Here is a 20,241-nt window from a genome sequence, read left to right on the forward strand (position 1 = left end):
TTGTCATATCATCAGCCAAATCGTGGAGGCTTTTCGGAGACGGCTTAGTCGCCCATTACCACGCCTTCGCGACGCGGGTCAGCCCCACCAAACAGTGTACCGTCTTCCAACTTGCGGATAGCCTGAAGACCGCTTGTCAGCTCACGCTCGCTAACCGTATGGCCATAATTCTCCAGGGCTTGCTTGGTGGCCTCAGGAAAGCGTCCTTCTTCCAGATAAACATCACCGCCTGTGGTAATGGCATGGGGCAGGTTAAGTGCTTCCTGAGCGCTCATTCCCCAATCCCGCATGGCGATCAGGGTACGTGCCGTATAGTGAATAATCGCAGCACCGCCGGGGGAGCCTAGGCTTGCCACCAGGTTGCCACTCTCCCGATCAAAGACCAGCGTGGGGCTCATGCTGGAACGAGGGCGTTTGCCCGGTTCCACACGATTGGCAATGGGCTCACCATCAATCTCAGGGGTAAAGGAGAAATCGGTCAGCTCGTTATTGAGCTGATACCCACCCGGTAAGCCTGTCCCACCATCAGCCATGATGCGTGAACCAAACGCCTGTTCAATCGAGGTCGTCATGGCAATCGCGTTCCCGTCACCATCAATAATGCTGATATGGCTGGTACCGTACTCGGGCTGGTCCGGTTGCGATGCCCAGGTAACATTCAGTTCGCCTGGATTACCCGGCTCCGCGCTATCGCCAAGGCTGGTGTCGCTGATCAGCTCGCTGCGCGTGGCCAGATAATCTGGCGCCAGCATCAGCGACCAGTCACCACCCGGTGCGTCTACAAAATCCGGATCGCCAATATAGCGCCCACGATCAGCAAAGGCCAAGCGTGAGGCTTCAAGGAACTGATGCAGCCAGCCACTGCTTGATACACCGTTATCCAGCGGCGCTTCCAGCAGAGGCTGCTGATCCAGCATGCCAAGTATCTGCATTACGGTGATATGCCCTGATGACGGCGGCGGAAAACCACATACTTCCCACTGCTGCCATGGCGTGCACATTGGCTCTCGTTCAACGGCTTGATAACCCGTTACATCTTCAATGGTCATGCTGCCTGGGCGTACCGCATGGCTTTGCACTCGGCTGACCAGATCCTCGGCCAGCGCACCCTCATAAAAGGCCGTACTACCCTGCTCTGCAATACGGCGCAATACTTCAGCCAGCGCCGGGTTCTTAAGCGTATCGCCCACCGCCAGCGGCTCGCCATTTTCATTATAGTAGAACTGCCCCGCTAGCGGATCATTGGCTAGCGCTTCGTCACTGGCGATACTGGTGTGCAGACGTTGGCTTATTGCAAAACCTTCCTCGGCAAGCGTAATCGCCGGTACAAATAACTCCGCCCAGGCTAATTGACCATGCTCCCGATGCGCCTGCTCGAGCATACGCACAGTACCCGGCACACCGACTGAAAGCCCGCTGGCGACGGCATCCATAAACGGTAACGGCTCGCCATTTTCCATAAATAGCTCGCCCGTTGCTGCCGCAGGTGCCGTTTCACGGCCATCATAAGCCTGCACATCTTTCCCGTCGTAATGCATTAAAAAGGCGCCGCCACCGATACCGCTGGACTGCGGCTCCACCAGGGTCAGTACCATTTGCACGGCAATCGCCGCATCAACGGCATTACCACCTGCTTTAAGCACCTGATAACCCGCATCAGTCGCCAGCGGGTTAGCCGCTGCAACGGCAAACGATTCGGTTGCCCAACCGGGCTTTTCTTCGTAACCCGAGCCAACTTCCGGCGTTATGGAAGGCGCTTCATAGCTGAACCCAAAACTATAAAACGGCACCAACAGCAATCCTGACAGCGTCAAACTTGCCTTTACTGGGGACATCACAACATCCTCTTGTGTGATAGAAACATCAAGGCCGTAGCCACAACAGCGTAGCCTATAAAACGCCAGTGCCCGGCACAATGGCCGGGCACGAAATTACCAATCAATTATTAGCGCTAGCTAATGGTTTCGCCTGCGAGCATGAACCAGGTTTCGAGCACCGCATCCGGATTCAGGGATACAGAATCTATTCCCTGCTCCATCAACCATTTAGCCAGCTCAGGGTGATCGGAGGGGCCTTGTCCGCAAATGCCCACGTACTTGCCTTGCGCTTTACAGGCCTGAATGGCCATCGCCAGCAGCTTTTTCACCGCAGCATTACGCTCATCAAACAGATGCGCCACAATGCCTGAATCACGATCGAGCCCCAGGGTTAGCTGGGTCAGGTCGTTGGAGCCGATCGAAAAGCCGTCGAAGTGCTCAAGGAACTCGTCAGCCAGTAGCGCGTTGGCTGGCAGCTCGCACATCATGATCACTCTCAGCCCACTATCGCCGCGCTTCAAGCCGTTTTCCGCGAGCAGATCGACGACCTGCTTGGCTTCCTCTGTGGTACGTACGAACGGCACCATGATCTCAACGTTATCGAGCCCCATCTCTTCACGTACGTATTTCAAGGCGCGACACTCAAGCTCAAAGCAGGGGCGGAAAGCATCCGAGATATAACGCGAAGCGCCCCGGAAGCCCAGCATGGGGTTCTCTTCACCCGGCTCGTAGAGCTTCCCGCCAATCAGGTTTTCGTACTCATTGGACTTGAAGTCGGATAGCCGCACGATAACTTTCTGCGGATAAAATGCCGCTGCCAGCGTTGAAATACCTTCAACCAGCTTATCGACGTAAAAGCTGACCGGATCAGTGTAACCTGCCGTGCGCAGATCAATAACCTGCTGCAAGTCAGACGGTAGCGTGGCGTAATCTAAAAGCGCTTTGGGGTGAACGCCAATCATGCGGTTGATGATGAACTCAAGCCTCGCCAGTCCAACGCCCGCATTAGGTAGGCTAGCAAACCCAAACGCACGGTCCGGGTTGCCCACGTTCATCATGATCTTGAACGGGATTTCGGGCATGGCGTCAACGCTTGATACCTTACAGTCAAAATCCAGAAGCCCTTCATACACGTGCCCGGTATCGCCCTCGGCGCAAGACACGGTGACATCAGTGCCTTCTCTCAACTGCTGGGTAGCATCACCACAGCCAACTACCGCAGGAATGCCCAGCTCACGGGCGATAATCGCCGCGTGACAGGTACGGCCGCCGCGGTTGGTGACAATCGCTGAGGCCCGTTTCATGATCGGTTCCCAGTCAGGATCGGTCATATCGGTCACCAGAATGTCACCGTCATGAATCTTATCCATCTCCTCCGGGCTCATGACCACTTTTACCGTGCCACGACCAATCCGCTGACCGATGGCCCGCCCGGTAATCAGGGTACGCCCCTTCTCGCGTAGCTGAAAACGCTCAAGTTTGCCGCCTTCCTGCTGGGAGACCACGGTTTCAGGACGCGCCTGCACGATGTAAAGCTTGCCATCATCGCCATCCAGCGCCCACTCGATATCCATGGGCCGCTCGTAGTGCTGCTCGATGGTGACCGCCTGCCGGGCCAGATCCATGACCTGCTGATCATTAATGCAGAAACGTGCACGCTCGTTGAGCGGCACATCTACCGTTTCAACTGACTTACCCGCACTCGTGTCCTGGCCATACACCATCTTGATCAGTTTGGAACCCAAGTTGCGACGCAACACCGCCGGGCGCCCCGCCGCCAGGGTGGATTTATGCACATAAAACTCATCAGGGTTAACGGCTCCCTGCACCACCGTTTCACCCAGGCCCCACGATGCGGTAACAAATACGGCATCTCGGTAGCCCGATTCGGTATCCAGGGTAAACATGACGCCTGAGGCACCGGTTTCCGAGCGCACCATTTTTTGAACGCCAGCCGAAAGCGCAACATTCTCGTGGGCGTAGCCGCGGTGAACACGGTAGGAAATAGCGCGATCATTAAACAGTGAGGCAAATACCTCATGAACCGCGCGTTTGATATTGTCGAAACCTTTGATGTTCAGAAAGGTTTCCTGCTGGCCTGCAAAGGAAGCGTCGGGAAGGTCTTCAGCCGTTGCCGAGCTGCGAACCGCCGCTTTTAACTGCGGGTGCTTGGCCTGCAGCTGCTCGTAAGCTTCGCGTAGTGCACTTTCAAAGCTGGGGGGCAACGGGGTATCGATCACCCACTGACGAATATTACGGCCCGCTTCCGCCAATGCGTTCACGTCGTCTACATCCAAACGCGCCAGCGTGCTATTGATGCGCTCGTTTAATCCTTCATGGGAGAGGAACTCACGGTAAGCATGCGCCGTGGTAGCAAACCCACCGGGAACGGTAACCCCGGCGTCGGACAGGTTGGAAATCATTTCACCAAGTGAAGCGTTCTTGCCACCTACACGCTCAACATCCGCCATGCCCAACTGATCGAACCACAGAATGTACTCTTCCACGCAACCCCCTCGCGTTAAGACGTTGATACAGTTTCTTAAACTGCTAATCATTGATCGTGTCACCCTAGCACCGTGGCACTATATTCGCCATTGGTCTAATAGCGAAGGGAGTGGAGGATTTTTACAACATAAGGGGTTTATAGCCCGATTATGTAGTCGACCGGACCGTCGTAGTTGTTAAGTTGTGCTTGGCGAATGGGCAGATCACAATAGTGTATCTACTCACTTTTGCGGGTCTAGTTATGAAACGAACAGCTTTTTTTATTTCTGATGGTACCGGCATTACCGCTGAAAGCCTGGGCCGAAGTCTTCTAGCGCAGTTCAGCGGTGTCGAAATCAACATGCTGACCAAGCCTTACATCGATACGCTTGAAAAAGCCCAGGCGCTTGCCAAGATCATCGAATCAACCGCCGCGCATGATGGGCAACAGCCGATTATCATCGACACGATTGTCGATCAGCAGATTCGTGATGAGATACGCAAGGCGCCAGGCTTCAAAGTCGATATCTTTTCGACTTTTCTTGAACCCCTGGAACAGGAACTTGGTACGCGCTCATCCTACAGCGTCGGCAGAACGCACTCGATTGGAAGTGATGATGTGTATATGGACCGCATTCACTCGGTACATTTTGCGCTGGATAACGACGATGGCGCCCGCACTCATCAATATGATAAAGCCGATATCATTCTGGTAGGCGTATCGCGCTGTGGCAAAACGCCCACCTCGTTGTATCTGGCGCTGCAGTTTGGTATTCGGGCTGCCAACTACCCGTTGACCGAAGATGACCTTGATGAAGACGGTACGTTAAAGCTGCCCAAGGCACTGGTGCCGCACCGTCGCAAGCTGTTTGGCTTAACCATTGATGCCCGGCGGCTATCAGCCATTCGCAACGAGCGTCGCCCTAATAGCCGCTATAGCTCAATGGATCAGTGCCTGCAGGAAGTAGAGCAGGCTGAGGCACTGTACCGCATCCTGCATATTCCATTTATCGATACGACGCGTTTCTCTATCGAAGAAATATCGACCCGCATGATTGCGGAAGCCGGTCTGGCGAGACGCTTTTCACCTCGCTAGGCCCACTTTCGCTACATGCCTTTTGGCGCAAAGATACCCGGTGCATTACGCCAGTAGCCTTTGTAATCCATGCCAAACCCGAATACATAGCGATCCGCTACTTCCAGGCTGCAGTAATCAGCCTTCAAGCCCGGCACCGCTTTGCGGTCATGTTGTTTGTCCACCAGCACCGCCGTCGTCACGCTGGCCGCCTGAGCTTCCTTGCAGTAAGCAAGAATCGCGGCCAGTGTAGACCCTTCATCGAGAATGTCGTCCACAATCACCACATGGCGCCCGGCCATGGGGACTTCAGGCGACACACGCCAGAACAGCTCACCGCCGCGCAGTTCGTTGCGATACCGGGTGGCGTGCAGGTAATCCACCTCCAGCGGAAAGCCCAAACGGGTCAACAGATGCCCGGTAGTGATCAACCCCCCGTTCATGACGCAGTAGAAAACTGGCAACTTGTCACCCAGATCTTTGGTAATGGCTTCTGCCATACGGTCAAGGGCACGCTCAACCTGCTCCTGGGAAATCAGGCAGTCAGCGTTATCCATCAACTGACGCATGGAGTCCAATGACTCAAGGGATTCTTTATCCAGTTTGGACATGGGGTTACTCCCAAACACCGTAATGGTGTTACAAAAATAGAAAGGATTCAGGCAGGATCAAGCGTGGTCGGTGAGAGCTTCTAGCCTTGCGTGAGCACGCCGCCAACGGCCTAGCGCGGTAAGCGCATCCAGATCCGGCCGGGCGCGCCCGTAGCGCAGTTTCGCGGGGCGCTTGTTGGTGATTCCCTGACAAGCCTCGATCACCTCAAGCGCAGCTGCTCGGTCATTGCAAACCAAGAGCATATCGCAACCCGCCGTTAAGGCGGCCGTCGCACGTGCGCTAGGGCCACCCGCTTCATGCGCGCCTGCCATGCTTAAATCATCAGAAAAAATACAGCCTTTGAAGCCTAACGACTCGCGCAGCATGCCAAGCCAACTGGGCGAAAACCCGGCTGGTCGTGTATCAAACGCCGAGTAAATCACATGCGCAGGCATGATCCCATCAAGCTGGGGGGCAAGCTGACTGAAAGGAACCAGATCACGCTGTTTGATCTCATCCATAGAGCGCTCGTCCACCGGCAGCGCCACATGAGAGTCAGCGGCAACACCACCGTGACCAGGGAAATGCTTGCCGATGCCGGCCATACCCGCCTGGTGCAACCCATCTATGAAGGCAGCGCCTAAACGGGCAACGTGCAGCGGGTCTGTGCTAAAGCTGCGATCCCCAATGACACTGGAGATACCGCTTTCCACATCAAGTACTGGTGCAAAGCTAATATCCAGCCCACACGCAGCCATCTCCATGCCTAGCAGCCAGCCGGCTTCGGTTGCCAGGGTAAGTCCCTCCTCCTGATCCTGCGCAAAGCGCTCACCGATGCGCGCCATGGCCGGCAAACGGGTGAGCCCCTTTTTAATACGCTGAACGCGACCACCTTCCTGGTCGACCGCCAGTAGCAGATCGCCGCGCACTCGCCGTATATCACTGCATAGCTGGCGCACCTGGTAGGCATCTTCCACATTGCGGGCAAAGAGGATCACCCCGCCCACAGCGGGTTCAAGCAAGAGGCGCTTTTCAGCAGCGGTCAATTGCGGTCCTTCCAGGTCGAGCATGACCGGGCCAATAGGTTGCGTCATTATCAAGAATCCAACAAAAGGGCCGACGATTTTAGACGATCAACGCAGAGTGTCAAAAACCTTGTTCACCAAGGCTAACTTCCACTGCCATGCAGCCATACCGGAGTGCCCGGCAAAGCACACTCGAAAAGATGCAGAAGATCCTGATTACGCATACGAATACAGCCATGGGAAGCCGGCTTACCCATGGGTTGATCCGGCGGCGTACCGTGCAAATAGATGTAGCGACGCTGGGAATCAACCTGACCGCCACGATTGACGCCTTTTTCCAGCCCACAAAGCCATAAAATGCGCGTCAGAATCCAGTCACGTTCTGGATGGGCACTGGCCAACGCTTCGGAAAAGACTTCGCCGGTCCAGCGGCGGCCGCGGAACACCACATTTTCAGGCAAGCCATCGCCAATGGATGCTCGAACGTAATGCCAGCCATGGGGAGTCCGACCGCTACCCTCCTGCTGACCAACGCCTGCCTCGCCGGATGAGATATCACACTCAAAGAGCATTTCACGCCCCTGCCACCAGCGTAGCTTCTGCTGTTCAATGTCGATCTCGACCCACCCATCCTGAGAGGGCGGCAACTCAGCTAACGTGGGCGTTCGCATGGTGCTCCTCATTGATGTCAGGTGGTAAAGGGGCGTTCATGGCAGCAACGACAACTGGCCGCAGGCGTCGTACCAGATCACGCACAGTCACCTGTTCCTGATAGTCTTTGGAAGCGATGTCACGCAAGGCGTCCAGGCCCGATAAGGTAAAAATAACCGTACCCAGCATGAAGTGCAGCCGCCAGAAACGTTCGGCATCGGGCAAATCCGGTGTAGCCTTGCGCACAAGCTCAGTAAAGCGGGTGAATACATCGCCATACTGCTCCTGAATATGCCGCCGCAAATGCCCCTGGGCCTGGCTATAGGCCAAACCAAGCAAGCGCATAAACACCTTCAGGCTATTGCGTTCAGCTGGCACGGCCAGCACCGTGCTTGCCATGGTTTCAAGCAATTCTTCAAGCGGAATAGTGCTGTCTGCATAGCGGCTTTCAAGTTCATCAAGGGCGCTATGAAAACGCTGGGTAAAGGGATCTAGGTAGCGTGAAAAAACCGCCTGAATAAGCGCCTTCTTAGAACCGAAATGATAGTTCACAGCGGCCAGATTCACTCGCGCCTTACTAGTGATGTTTCGCAGCGACGTTTCGGCAAAACCACGCTCTGCAAACAGCACTTCGGCGGTATCCAGAATGCGTGACACCGTATCAGATTGTGCCATTACGGCCTCCGGAGAAACGAGTGTTTAAAACAAGGCAAAATAGTATGCCATAACACTAGTGTGCTCAATCACAGATATGTGAACGGGCTTTAAAACACCCCAAAGGCTGATTCGGATAAAATAAACCCACGTAAACTACTGCTATGAGCTTGATAACTTGATTTTTTTATCCATATACTGGACAGAGGAACATACTGTATACTTAAACACATACTAATCATGCAGGCAGATACCGACTGTCTTTTCATCATTTATGGAGTTTGGTATGTCGCGGCCACTCACAGCACGTCAACAGAATGTTTTTGATTTTATCGTAAAGACCATGGGTGAGCTCGGCTACCCGCCCACGCGCGCTGAGATCGCCAAGGCCCTTGGGTTCCGCTCACCCAATGCTGCTGAAGAGCATTTGCGCGCGCTGGAACGCAAAGGCGTTATTCGCATTATTCGCAATACTTCTCGAGGGATTCGTCTGCCCAATCAGGAAGTCCATGAAGTAAGCGAAACTCCTGCCCCTACTACCCTGCATAGCAGCGAACTACCGCCTGTCGGATTACCGGTCATTGGTGAAGTTGCGGCAGGCAACCCTATTCTTGCCGCTGAGCATATTGATCGCTACTGCCCGCTGCCTGCAGAGTACTTCACGCCCAAAGCAGACTACCTGCTACGTGTGCGCGGATTATCCATGAAGGATGTGGGTATTCTGGAGGGCGACCTGTTGGCCGTGCACCGTACCGAGCGCGTTCGAGATGGTCAGATCGTGGTAGCCCGGATAGAAGATGAGGTGACCGTCAAACGCTTCAAGCGACAGGGTCATCAGGTGACGCTGATTGCCGAAAACCCTGATTTTGCGCCGATTGAAATTGACCTGCGCACCCAATCGCTGGATATCGAAGGCGTGGGCGTGGGTGTTATTCGCGGCGGGAGTGGCCAGGCGCTCGGCTAGTCGTCAGACCCGCGCCAGCCAGCACAGCCGTATTAAATGCAACAGGCGGGTAGTCACGTTAAGTGCTACCCGCCTGTTGCGTTAAGCCCGCCAAGGTTTTAATCACCCCAGCCGGTTATGCTATCTAACTAGCTGAAGACCACCGTCTTGTTACCATGAATCAGCACGCGATCTTCCAGGTGCCAACGTAACCCACGCGCCAACACTGCCTTTTCCACGTCGCGACCAAAACGCACCAGATCGGTCGGCGTATGACAGTGGCTCACCCGGTGAATATCCTGCTCAATAATCGGCCCGGCATCCAGCTCTTCGGTCACGTAATGACAGGTTGCGCCGATCAGTTTCACACCGCGCTCAAAAGCCTGGTGATAGGGCTTGGCACCGGCAAATGATGGCAAGAAGCTGTGATGGATATTGATGACCTGTCCGGCGTATCGCTGGCATAACGCCGGCGGCAGGATTTGCATATAGCGGGCCAGCACTACGCAATCCGCGCGTGCCATATCAATGTGTTCCTGAACCGCAGCAAACGATGCCTGCTTGTTAGCCGGGTCAACCGGCACATGGTGATAAGGAATGCCATACCACTCGGCAATCGAGCGCATATCTTCATGGTTGGAAATAACACTGACAATGTCGCAATCAAGTTCCCCAGCCTGCCAGCGATAAAGCAGGTCCACTAAGCAATGAGATTCGCGAGACACCATCAGCACGACTCGACGGCGCTGTTGGGTATCCACCAGCGCCCACTGCATGGTGAACTCCCGAGCAATAGGCTCAAAGGCGGTGCGCAGCGTTTCTGCTGACATGCTGAGCGAGTCCGCCAATATCTCATAACGCATGAAAAAACGTCCCGTTTGCAGGTCCGAGTGCTGGCTGGCTTCTGTGATCGAGCCGCCCTGCTGGGCAATAAAACTGGATACACGGGCAACAATCCCCACCTGATCTGGGCAGGAGACGACTAAACGATAATAGTGGGACATGACAGGTGCTCTTGACATAGTTACTTTTGACATAGTGCAACGGCACAGCAAAAACCTGACTGATGACGCCGTCGTAAAATAGAACGACTAGTGTACCGGAAGCGCTTTCGTGAAGCATCGTTATCAAACGTTGTGATCATTGTTCGAAGCCCCTGCCTTCCGTATAGTTGAGGCATTACTTTTTAGGCTTTTCATAACTGATGCATCCACCACGCGTTCAACTTCGTCCCCGTCGCCGACCTCCCTTGCGCCTACTGCCGCTGGGTGGGTGTGGTGAAATTGGTATGAATCTAACGCTGTATGGATACAACGATCATTGGATCGCTGTCGACTGCGGCATGATGATTCGCCAGGATCTGCCCAACTCACCTCTTCAAGTGCCCAACCTGGAGACAGCTGATGCCCTCAACATCACACCACAAGCGCTGTTTATCACCCACGGTCATGAAGACCATATAGGTGCAGTTGCCTGGCTTTGGCCCAAGTGGAACTGCCCCATCTATGCCACACCACTAGCCGCCGGTTTACTACGCCTGAAGTTTGCCGAACATCAATTAAGCAGTGCCGCCATCAAGGTTATCGAGCTGGGTGAAGCCAGAGAAAGCGCCCCTTTTACTGTGCGCTACCTGCCTCTCACCCATTCGATTCCCGAAAGCTGCGCACTCATGATGCTGATTGGCGAGTACCGCGTGTTGCATACAGGCGATTGGAAACTGGACCCCGAGCCAATGATTGGCGCCCCTATTAACGCCAGCCACTTTCAAGCGTTAGCGCCGGTTGACTTGCTGGTTGGCGACTCCACCAATGCGCCGATGCCAGGTCATTCGGGCAGCGAGGGTGATGTTGCCCGGGCACTTGCCAAAACACTGAGTCAGTGCGAGGGACGTGTCGTCGTTTCCTGCTTTGCCAGTAATCTGGCGCGAGTACTGGCAATTGGGCAGGCTGCCCAACAGTGCGGCCGGCGCATTAGCTTAATGGGCCGTTCCATGGAACGCATGGTCAGCATTGCCCGGGGCCTTGGCTATCTGGATGACCTACCGGCTTTAGTGCCCCCGCACGATCTGGGCTATTTACCCCCCGATGAAGTTGTCATCATTGCTACCGGCAGCCAGGGAGAGCCACGCGCGGCACTTCAACGTCTTGCTCAGGGCAGGCACCCGTTTATCGAACTGGAACCTGGCGATAACGTTATTTTTTCTGCCAAGGTTATTCCTGGCAATGAGCGCCCTATTGAGCAGCTTAAAAAACGCCTTACCCAGCTTGGGGTGAGCATTTTTGATGAAGCCAATCACCCTGAGCTGCATGCGACCGGCCACCCTGCCCAGGAAGAATTAAATAAGTTTTATCAGTGGGTAAGGCCCAAGCACCTTATCCCCGTGCATGGCGAAGCCCGTCATCAACAGGCGCATCAGGAAATTGCCCAGGCTTTAAACATTAATGCCCCTCTGGCGCCCGTGAATGGCGACATGCTGGTGCTGGATGGTCAGGGGCTAACTTGTGAAGCCCGCTATCCTCAACCGCCCTGCATTATCAATCAGAACAACGTGGTGGCACACCCAGGATTAGATAATACTAAGGCGACAGCGCGCCGGGGCAGCTTATACCTTGCCCTCCCCGTCACTGCCAGTGAGACAGGCTGGTGGCGTATCGGCCGCCTGATGCTGGATAGCAGTAGCGCGAGCCCACTGGACGAAGACAGCTTCAGTGAGTGGTTGGATGATCAATTAGAAGAAATCGAGGCCGAAACCCTGGCGGATTTACGCTTTGCACTTCAACCGCGCTTAATTCACTGGCTGACAGAACATATGCAGCATATGCCCGAGGTGCATTTACAGATCATGGCAGCTGAAGCGCCCACCGCCTGACCATAATCAGCCAACTGGCCAGGCGGCAAGCACTACGCCCAGCGGGCGGCATCCTGCATATCGGTTGTACGCTCTTTTACCCAGTACTCGCCATTGGAGGAGTGCTCTTTTTTCCAGAAAGGTGCCTGGGTTTTTAGAAAATCCATGATGAAGTCACAGGCTTCAAACGCCTCACGACGATGGGCACTGGCGACCAGTACGCGAACAATTGGGTCACCGGGTGTCAGGTATCCTACTCGATGAACGATATATACCGCCTGTAACGACCAGCGCTGCCAAGCCTCTTCACCAATACGCTCCAAAGTACGCTCAGTCATGCCTGGGTAGTGCTCAAGGGTCAGGCCCGTGACATCAGGCGTTTCATTGAAGTCACGCACCAGCCCTGTAAAGCTTACAACCGCGCCAATATCCGTTCGTTGTGCCAGCGTTTGTTCATAGCCATCCAGCAAAGAAAACGGCGCTGACTGAATACGCACCTGGATATTCATGGTTCAGCCTCCTGTCACCGGCGGAAAAAAGGCCACTTCGTCTTCATCGGTAATGCGCGCGGCATCATTGGCCATTACCTGATTGATCGCACAAAGCGTTCGCTGATCAGAAAGTACGCTAAAACGTCGGTCTTGTTGACTCAACGCCATCTTTAAACCGGCAATATCCCGACTGGGTACCTGCTTCAGATCCAGCACAGTGTCGCTTGCTCCAACCCGTTCACGCAACTCCGCTAGAAACTTGACCCGAACGCAAGGTGAAGCGCAGCGCTCACCCAGCGTCACTTCCCCGGTAGCACCTTCGCCTGTCACGATTGGCGCGGCCCTTGATGGCTCACGCTGATAATCGCCTCGCATGCCGCCCTGCTTACTTTCAAGCTGAACTGCTTCGATTCGCATGCCCTTATCCACGGCTTTACACATATCGTAAAGGGTCAGGCACGCAACGGAGACTGCCGTCAGCGCTTCCATTTCAACGCCAGTACGCCCGTTTAGACGACATAGTGCTGTCACCTTAACGCAGCCCGCCTCATGATCAATATCAAATTCAACCGACACCTTGGAAAGCGCCAGCGCATGACACAGAGGAATCAGCTCATGGGTACGCTTGGCAGCCTGAATACCTGCGATACGTGCTGTGGCAATCACATCACCCTTGGGCAGCTTGCCATCGCTTAGCAGCTTGAGCGTTTCAGGCTGCATCATGATCCGCCCGGACGCCACGGCTTCACGGCGGGTTTCCTGTTTATTGCCAACATCGACCATGTTAGCTTCACCACGTGTATTGAGGTGGGTTAGCTGCATGTTGTCACTTTTCATTTAAAACCACACTATCAGGTTGAGTGCCTACCCACGAAATCACCCAGCGAGTAATCGCTTCAATATCGTTAAGGTCAAGCCTTGCCACATAAGGAGCAAGCGCTATGGGGGAATCCTTTTCAAGGGCTGCCGCCTGCAGCATCCCATCCTCAAGCAGAGAAGCATCCCCCACGCCTTCACGGTATAAGGCAAGCTTGGGAATAGGCCATGCCTTAAAGCCTTCCACAATCACCAAGTCGGGCTGATGATAGTGCATCATGGCCAGTAACGCGTTTAAATCAGGCTCTGACTGGCCGGGCGTTTCCTGCATCAAGGCATAGCGTTTGCCTGAGGCCACCAGCATAGGGGAAGCGCCTGCACTGCGGAGCTCATAGCTATCTTTGCCGGGCTGATCCACATCAAACTCATGATGGGCATGCTTGATAACCCCAACGTTCAATCCCACCTGGCGCAAGCGTGGCAGCAGCTGAGTTAAAAGCGTTGTTTTCCCCGTGCCGCTCCAGGCGGCAATACCCAGTACGGGGAACGCGGTAGCTGTCTCGCTTACCATAAAACGCTCCTTCTGGTTATCATTCGCATTCATTAATTGAGGTGCAATCGTGTAACGGTTGTTACTCACCCTCTTTTTCAAGCGGTAATAGCCAGTTTAAAGCAATACCTACTAATGCCGCCAAACTCACACCCTGCAGGGTAAACTGCCCGCCGCCAAACTGCATCCCACCGATTCCGAAAACAAGAATCAGTGATACCACGACCAGGTTACGCGGTGCCGTGAGCGACTGGCCGGCACGCACCAGCGTATTCATACCCACCACGGCGATGGAGCCAAATAGTAATGTCATAATACCGCCCATGACGGGGCCGGGAATGGTTTGCAACAGCGCCCCCAGTTTGCCTACAAAGGCCAGCACGATGGCGATAATCGCCGCGACGATCATGTAGTTAGGATTGAAGGCTCGGGTAAGCGTTACTGCGCCGGTCACTTCGGAGTAGGTAGTATTAGGCGGCCCACCAAACAGTGCAGCGGTTGTGGTAGCTAGGCCATCACCTAGCAGCGTACGGTGTAGGCCGGGTTTTTCCAGATAGTTTTTACGCGTTACCGAGCCAATCGCCACCATATCGCCAATATGCTCAACGGCTGGCGCGATCGCGACAGGAATCATGAACAGGATGGCAGCCCAGTGAAAACTTGGCGCGGTAAAGCTTGGCAGCGCAAGCCAAGCGGCTTCATGCACAGGGGTAAAGTCGACCACTCCCATGATCAGGGCAAGTGCATATCCGGTAACAATCCCCCCCATAATCGGAATCAGGCGCAGCAAGCCACGTCCAAAAACAGCCAACACCAAAGTAACCAGAAGGCTGGCCATGGACAGAAATATCGCCTGACCATAACCGATAATATCACTGGTTTCACCGGTTGCCATGCTGACCGCCACAGGCGCCAGCGCCAAGCCAATCACCATGATGACAGGCCCTACCACGACCGCGGGCAACAAGCGGTTAAGCCAGCCGGTACCACGCACGCGAACCGCCTGCGAAATGGCGACATAGACAAGCCCCGAGGCCATCAAGCCGCCCATCGTGGCCGGCACGCCAAAGCTTGCAATGGAGCCCTGAATGGGCGCAATAAAGGCAAAAGATGAGGCCAGAAATACCGGCACTGCCTTTCGCGTAACCGCATGAAACACCAGCGTACCGGCACCGGCCGTAAACAGCGCAACGCTTGGGTCAAGCCCCGTGAGCAGCGGCACGAGTACCAGCGCACCAAACGCCACAAACAGCATTTGCGCCCCGGTCAGCAACACCTTTGACCAGGATTCAGGCCGACTGGCAGCATCATTCATCGTATAACTCCTAGAGGGTTGTTATTCGTATAGAGAAGGCAAAAAAATGCCCCCAACGCCGAAGCGTAAGGGGCACTATCAGATCAGGTGCCTAGCGGGTTCCAAAGATCTTATCGCCGGCATCACCAAGGCCCGGCACGATATACCCCTTCTCATCGAGGCGGTCATCGATCGAGGCGGTATAGATCTCGACATCCGGGTAGGCATCCTGCACCCGTTTGATACCTTCGGGCGCGGCCACCAGAACAATCACTTTCATGGACTCGCAGCCACGCTCACGCAGCATATCAAGCGTTGCTACCATCGAACCGCCGGTGGCCAGCATCGGATCAATCACGATCGCCATGCGCTCTTCAATATCATTGGCGAATTTCGAGAAATAAGGCACCGGCTGGAACGTCTCTTCATCGCGGTAAAGCCCCACAACGCTGACCCGCGCGCTAGGAATCAGATCCGTGACGCCTTCCAGCATACCTAAACCGGCCCGCAGGATAGGCACGACCGTTACTTTTTTACCTTTCAAACGACGCGTAGCAATCGGCTCGCCATTCCAGCCTTGAATCTCATGCTCTTCAAGCTCCAGACCCTTGGTGGCTTCGTAGGTCAGAAGTTTGGCCACTTCACCCGCCAGTTCGCGAAAGCTCTTGGTGCTCAAATCAGCTTCGCGCATTAGTCCCAGCTTATGTTGAACAAGCGGATGGTTAATGGCGTAGACACTCATGGGGCTTCCTCACTGCAGGGGATATCAGGATGGCAACGCTTGCTGCCATCTTCAGGCATACAAAATTGCGCGCCATTCTACCTGTATCTGACCATCAGGTTAAGCGCTTTCCGGCAGTTGCCACTCAATAGGCGTGCGCCCCTGCTCTTTCAGGAACTGATTCGCCTGGGAAAACTGGTGATTACCAAAAAAACCACGGTGTGCCGACAGCGGCGAAGGATGAGGAGACTCTAAAACCAGATGACGCTGCTGATCGATCAGCGCCTTTTTCTGGCGTGCATGGCTTCCCCATAACAGGAACACACAGGACGGTGCATGCTGGCTAACGGTTGCGATGGCTTTGTCAGTGAACTGCTCCCAGCCTTTTCCCCGGTGAGAGGCAGCATTGCCCTGCTCAACGGTCAACGCGGTATTCAATAGCAGCACACCCTGCTCTGCCCAGCTTACCAAGCTGCCGTGCTGTACTGTCGTAAAGCCTACGTCGCTTTCCAGCTCTTTATATATGTTGGCAAGCGACGGGGGTACTCGCACCCCCGCCTGAACGGAAAAGCTTAACCCATGGGCCTGATTGGGTCCGTGGTAGGGATCCTGCCCCAAGATAACGACTTTCACTTCATTCAGTGGTGTCAGCTCAAAAGCACGAAACCAGTTGGATGAATGAGGATAAATGATTTTTTTAGCCGATTTCTCCTCGGCCAAAAATTGCTTGAGCGACTTCATGTAGTCGGCGTCAAACTCATTCCCGAGCCATTGGCCCCAGTCGTTAGTCAGTGGATTAGTCATAATTCCTTTTAACTTGATCGACAAGCGGCTCAACATACGCAATACCCATATCCCATGGGAATTGGATCCAACACTGCTGAGCTACTTCAGTAAGATATTGGTCCACTAAAGGACGCCCTTCTGGCTTAGCATAAATAGTCACAAAATGGGCTTTTGGCAACATTTCGCGCACGGCGCGTGCGGTCTTACCGGTATCCACCAGATCATCTACCAGCAGCCAGCCTTCCCCATCATGCTCAACACCCTTCATGATATTCAGGCCGCCTTGATCCATGTGATCATAGCTTTTGATGCACACGGTATCGATCAGGCGGATATTAAGCTCACGAGCAATCAGAGCTGCTGGAATCAGGCCACCGCGGGTAATTGCCACAATGCCTTTGAAATCACGCTCGATCATTTGATGACAGAGCTGACGCACATCACGATGCAACTGGTCCCAGGAAATCGTGAAGTGTTGGTGATAGCGTTCGCTGCTCATGAGAGGCGTTACTCGTCTTCGTTGAAAGAACATACCGCGAATACGCCAAACCCAGCGTCGCGAATTTTTTGAGAACCGCCCAATTCGGGCAAGTCGATGATAGTGGCAGTCTCTACTACCTGCCCACCACAACGCTGGATAAGGTTGGCAGCTGCCAGCATGGTGCCACCGGTGGCGATCAGATCATCCATCAACAGGATGCGATCGTCTTTTTGAAAGGCATCGGAATGAAGCTCGACTTCAGAGTGGCCGTACTCCAGCGTATAGGTTTCGCTGACGGTCTTAAAAGGCAGTTTGCCTTTCTTGCGCACGGGCACGAAGCTGCAGCCCAGTTCGTAAGCAAGTGGTGCGCCGATAATGAAGCCGCGAGCATCAATCGCTGCGATAGCATCCAGGTTCATTTCCTGATAGCGGTGCACGAAGCTGTCAATCAGCTTGCGAAACGCCGCGCTGTTCTGCAACAGCGGGGTGATATCGCGGAAATTGACGCCCTGCTCGGGCCAGTCAGGAACGGTGCGAATAACCGACTTGATGTAGTCGCCGTAGATGCTCATCGCGTCTCTCATAAATTAATAATAAATAGCCTGGGCATTTAGCTCAGGAATAGGAACTTCGCTGCAAACAGTAGTGCCAGAATCACTACCGCCGGATTTAGATCGCCAAACCGGCCTGACAGCGTCTTGATACCCACAAAGCTGATAAACCCTAAGGCAATGCCGTCAGCAATGGAGAACGTAAGGGGCATGGCCAATGCGGCAATTAAAACCGGCGCGGCATCGGTCGGGTCTTCCCAATTGGCATGAGCCAGACTACCCGCCATTAGAACCGCCACGTACAAAAGCGCGCCAGCCGTTGCATAAGCTGGTATCGAACCTGCCAGGGGAGCAAAGAAAAGACTGATCAGAAACAGAACTCCGACGACAACGGCCGTCAGTCCCGTACGTCCGCCTGATGCAATACCCGCCGTTGATTCAATATAGCTGGTCGTCGTTGAGGTACCCAATGCCGCACCCGCCATTGAAGCGGTACTGTCTGCCATCATGGCGCGCCCGATACGCGGCAGCTTACCGTCTTTATCAAGCAGTTTGCCACGATGGGCAACGCCCACCAGGGTGCCCGACGTATCGAACAGATCCACAAACAGAAAAGCGAAAATGACGCTTAACATGGCTACATCTAATGCGCCCATCAAATCCATCGCCATAAAGGTAGGCGCAACCGAAGGCGGCATGGACATGACACCACCGTACTGATTGTGACCCAACAGCATAGCCATGACAGTAATGCCCAGAATGCCGATCAGAACGGCCCCTTTTACACGCAGGTAGGCAAGTGCGGTAATCACGAAAAAGCCCAGCAGCGCATAAAGAGGCGCGGGCTCGGAAAGATCACCCAAGGAAACAAACGTTGCCGGGTTAGCCACCACAATGCCTGAATTCTTAAGGGCGATCATGGCAAGAAACAGCCCGATACCCGCGGCAATTCCCAAGCGCAGTGACATCGGGATTGAGTTGATGATCCACTCACGAATCTTGAAGATACTCAGCAGGAAAAACGTTAGCCCCGAGAAGAAGACTGCCCCGAGTGCGGCTTCCCAGGTGTACCCCATGCCCAGCACCACGCCATAGGTGAAGAAGGCGTTAAGCCCCATGCCCGGCGCCTGCGCGATAGGATAATTGGCCCATAGCCCCATTACGAAACAGCCAATCGCAGCCGCGACACACGTCGCCACAAAGACGGCACCGTAGTCCATTCCCGCTTCCGACAGAATGCTGGGGTTCACGAAAATGATATAGGCCATGGTCAGGAACGTCGTGATCCCGGCGACGACCTCCGTCTTCACATTCGTGTTCAGCTCAGTCAGCTTGAAATAGTTGTCCAGAAATTTCATGAATGTTTTTATCCTTCGCGCAAACGCAGAATGCGTCCCCTTGGAGCGAGAAAAGCCGCACATATTACCGAAAGGTACTGCGTGATGCGAGCACCTGACGCGCAGCCGGTTCAGGCAGTATCGCTACCGCCAGTATTTAAGCTAGCAATCTTCAGGCCATGAACTAACCAATCGGTCAACGGGCATGCAACCGACTACTTATAAACGCTTGGCCAATACACGCTCGACCGTTTCGACAATTACCTGAGTCTGGGGGTCAATCTCGATATTGACGTCATCGCCAGGCGCACGCTCGTTTAAAATAGTGCGAGACAGGGTCTCTGGAATCAGGTTAACGCTAAATTCAATGCCGCTATCATCTGCAGCACGGCGCACCTCGCCAACGGTCAGGCTGATACCGTCGACACCGATATACCCTTTTTCAAAGACAAAGCGGCCAATGGTGTCAGGCAAGGAAAACCACAGCCTGCGATTGTTAGGGGCTTCTTCGATAGCAACGACCTTGGCCATACAAATAATGTGACCAGACATTGAATGCCCGCCAATTTCATCGCCAAACCGAGCGGCCCGCTCTATATTGACGCGCTCTCCAACCATGATTGCACCAAGATTAGTCAATCGCAGCGTTTCACGCATCAAATCGAAGCTGACGTTATCCCCGTCAATGGTCGTTACGGTCAAGCAGACACCGTTATGAGCGACAGAGGCCCCTATTTCCAGCCCCTCGCGCATGGCAGGTGGTAACGCCACCACATGGGTTCGAAACTCTTCAAGTTCATGGACCTCAACGACTTTAGCGGTACCCTGCACGATCCCGGTAAACATAATAAAACCCCTGATAAGCTGGCCTAAAAGGCGCCTATTCAAACACGAATGATTAAAGGCGCAAGTTTACGCTTATACCTTGTGTGTTGCGCCCTTCAAATATGTCTTTCTATATGCCTTTCAAATTTGAAGCAGCTTAGTCGTCTTCGCATATTATGAAGCAATTAATAAAACCGTTCTGAATACATAACCCAAAGGTTCAAATTAGCCGCTTACTGCCTCTTCAATGACTGCAGGCGTAAACACACCGGTTTCAATTGACAAAAATGAGGCCGCT

20 protein-coding genes are annotated in these 20,241 nt (G+C 54.1%); 3 read left to right on the forward strand and 17 right to left on the reverse strand.

From position 1 onward, the window contains the following. Positions 1 to 44 precede the first annotated feature (44 nt). On the reverse strand, positions 45 to 1,835 hold the full coding sequence (ggt, locus tag ELY25_RS03225) for a gamma-glutamyltransferase (RefSeq protein ID WP_126949853.1): 1,791 nt from the start codon (positions 1,833 to 1,835) through the stop codon (positions 45 to 47). A gap of 116 nt (positions 1,836 to 1,951) precedes the next feature. Further along, the gene (ppsA, locus tag ELY25_RS03230) at positions 1,952 to 4,324 is read right to left on the reverse strand and encodes a phosphoenolpyruvate synthase (protein ID WP_126949854.1); all 2,373 of its coding nucleotides are present in this window, start codon (positions 4,322 to 4,324) and stop codon (positions 1,952 to 1,954) included. 242 nt (positions 4,325 to 4,566) lie between these two features. On the opposite strand from ppsA, the gene ppsR reads away from it, so the two are divergent. Then, positions 4,567 to 5,400, forward strand: coding sequence for a posphoenolpyruvate synthetase regulatory kinase/phosphorylase PpsR (ppsR, locus tag ELY25_RS03235; protein ID WP_126949855.1), 834 nt, complete (start codon positions 4,567 to 4,569; stop codon positions 5,398 to 5,400). A gap of 11 nt (positions 5,401 to 5,411) precedes the next feature. Here ppsR and ELY25_RS03240 read toward each other — a convergent pair whose 3' ends face one another. From ELY25_RS03240 to ELY25_RS03255, 4 genes are all read right to left on the reverse strand, one after another. Further along, complete coding sequence (locus ELY25_RS03240; RefSeq protein WP_126949856.1) at positions 5,412 to 5,990, reverse strand: hypoxanthine-guanine phosphoribosyltransferase; 579 nt, start codon at positions 5,988 to 5,990, stop codon at positions 5,412 to 5,414. A 57-nt stretch (positions 5,991 to 6,047) separates the two neighbouring features. Then, on the reverse strand, positions 6,048 to 7,064 hold the full coding sequence (gene nagZ / locus ELY25_RS03245; protein WP_126949857.1) for a beta-N-acetylhexosaminidase: 1,017 nt from the start codon (positions 7,062 to 7,064) through the stop codon (positions 6,048 to 6,050). Positions 7,065 to 7,138: 74 nt separating this feature from the next. Beyond that, positions 7,139 to 7,666, reverse strand: coding sequence for a L,D-transpeptidase (locus tag ELY25_RS03250; protein ID WP_126949858.1), 528 nt, complete (start codon positions 7,664 to 7,666; stop codon positions 7,139 to 7,141). After that, positions 7,644 to 8,321 carry a TetR/AcrR family transcriptional regulator gene (locus ELY25_RS03255; protein ID WP_126949859.1) on the reverse strand — a complete coding sequence of 226 codons (678 nt, stop codon included), beginning with the start codon at positions 8,319 to 8,321 and terminating at the stop codon, positions 7,644 to 7,646. Before ELY25_RS03255 ends, ELY25_RS03250 begins: the two co-directional genes overlap by 23 nt. Positions 8,322 to 8,586: 265 nt before the next feature. Here ELY25_RS03255 and lexA point away from each other — a divergent pair, with 265 nt between their 5' ends. Then, entirely contained in the window at positions 8,587 to 9,264 is a 678-nt protein-coding gene (lexA, locus tag ELY25_RS03260) for a transcriptional repressor LexA (RefSeq protein WP_126949860.1), read from the forward strand. A 128-nt stretch (positions 9,265 to 9,392) separates the two neighbouring features. On the opposite strand, the gene purU is transcribed toward lexA, so the two are convergent. Next, the gene (gene purU / locus ELY25_RS03265; protein ID WP_126949861.1) at positions 9,393 to 10,247 is read right to left on the reverse strand and encodes a formyltetrahydrofolate deformylase; all 855 of its coding nucleotides are present in this window, start codon (positions 10,245 to 10,247) and stop codon (positions 9,393 to 9,395) included. Positions 10,248 to 10,531: 284 nt separating this feature from the next. Between purU and ELY25_RS03270 the strand changes: the two genes are divergently transcribed. Next, positions 10,532 to 12,112, forward strand: a complete 1,581-nt coding sequence (locus ELY25_RS03270; RefSeq protein ID WP_126949862.1) for a ribonuclease J — start codon at positions 10,532 to 10,534, stop codon at positions 12,110 to 12,112. 32 nt (positions 12,113 to 12,144) lie between these two features. Here the strand turns inward: ELY25_RS03270 and moaE are convergent, their stop codons facing one another. From moaE to ELY25_RS03320, 10 genes are all read right to left on the reverse strand, one after another. Continuing rightward, positions 12,145 to 12,600: a molybdopterin synthase catalytic subunit MoaE gene (gene moaE, locus ELY25_RS03275; RefSeq protein WP_126949863.1), complete on the reverse strand. Its 456-nt coding sequence runs from the start codon at positions 12,598 to 12,600 to the stop codon at positions 12,145 to 12,147. A 3-nt stretch (positions 12,601 to 12,603) separates the two neighbouring features. Continuing rightward, complete coding sequence (gene moaC / locus ELY25_RS03280) at positions 12,604 to 13,404, reverse strand: cyclic pyranopterin monophosphate synthase MoaC (protein WP_126949864.1); 801 nt, start codon at positions 13,402 to 13,404, stop codon at positions 12,604 to 12,606. A 4-nt stretch (positions 13,405 to 13,408) separates the two neighbouring features. Then, entirely contained in the window at positions 13,409 to 13,969 is a 561-nt protein-coding gene (gene mobB, locus ELY25_RS03285; RefSeq protein WP_126949865.1) for a molybdopterin-guanine dinucleotide biosynthesis protein B, read from the reverse strand. Positions 13,970 to 14,030: 61 nt separating this feature from the next. Continuing rightward, a complete protein-coding gene (locus ELY25_RS03290; RefSeq protein WP_126949866.1) occupies positions 14,031 to 15,263 on the reverse strand; it encodes a uracil-xanthine permease family protein in 1,233 nt (410 codons plus the stop codon). Between the two features lie 91 nt (positions 15,264 to 15,354). Next, positions 15,355 to 15,984, reverse strand: coding sequence for a uracil phosphoribosyltransferase (gene upp, locus ELY25_RS03295; RefSeq protein ID WP_126949867.1), 630 nt, complete (start codon positions 15,982 to 15,984; stop codon positions 15,355 to 15,357). A 99-nt stretch (positions 15,985 to 16,083) separates the two neighbouring features. Beyond that, positions 16,084 to 16,767 carry a uracil-DNA glycosylase gene (gene ung / locus ELY25_RS03300; RefSeq protein ID WP_185856074.1) on the reverse strand — a complete coding sequence of 228 codons (684 nt, stop codon included), beginning with the start codon at positions 16,765 to 16,767 and terminating at the stop codon, positions 16,084 to 16,086. Then, complete coding sequence (gene gpt / locus ELY25_RS03305; RefSeq protein WP_126949868.1) at positions 16,760 to 17,248, reverse strand: xanthine phosphoribosyltransferase; 489 nt, start codon at positions 17,246 to 17,248, stop codon at positions 16,760 to 16,762. Before gpt ends, ung begins: the two co-directional genes overlap by 8 nt. An 8-nt stretch (positions 17,249 to 17,256) precedes the next feature. Next, complete coding sequence (locus ELY25_RS03310) at positions 17,257 to 17,802, reverse strand: adenine phosphoribosyltransferase (protein ID WP_126949869.1); 546 nt, start codon at positions 17,800 to 17,802, stop codon at positions 17,257 to 17,259. Between the two features lie 38 nt (positions 17,803 to 17,840). Beyond that, positions 17,841 to 19,139, reverse strand: coding sequence for an NCS2 family permease (locus tag ELY25_RS03315; protein WP_126949870.1), 1,299 nt, complete (start codon positions 19,137 to 19,139; stop codon positions 17,841 to 17,843). Positions 19,140 to 19,337: 198 nt separating this feature from the next. Continuing rightward, on the reverse strand, positions 19,338 to 19,964 hold the full coding sequence (locus ELY25_RS03320) for a riboflavin synthase subunit alpha (RefSeq protein ID WP_126949871.1): 627 nt from the start codon (positions 19,962 to 19,964) through the stop codon (positions 19,338 to 19,340). Positions 19,965 to 20,241: the final 277 nt, after the last annotated feature.

This window comes from Vreelandella populi (assembly GCF_003989825.1).
Lineage (GTDB): Bacteria > Pseudomonadota > Gammaproteobacteria > Pseudomonadales > Halomonadaceae > Vreelandella > Vreelandella populi.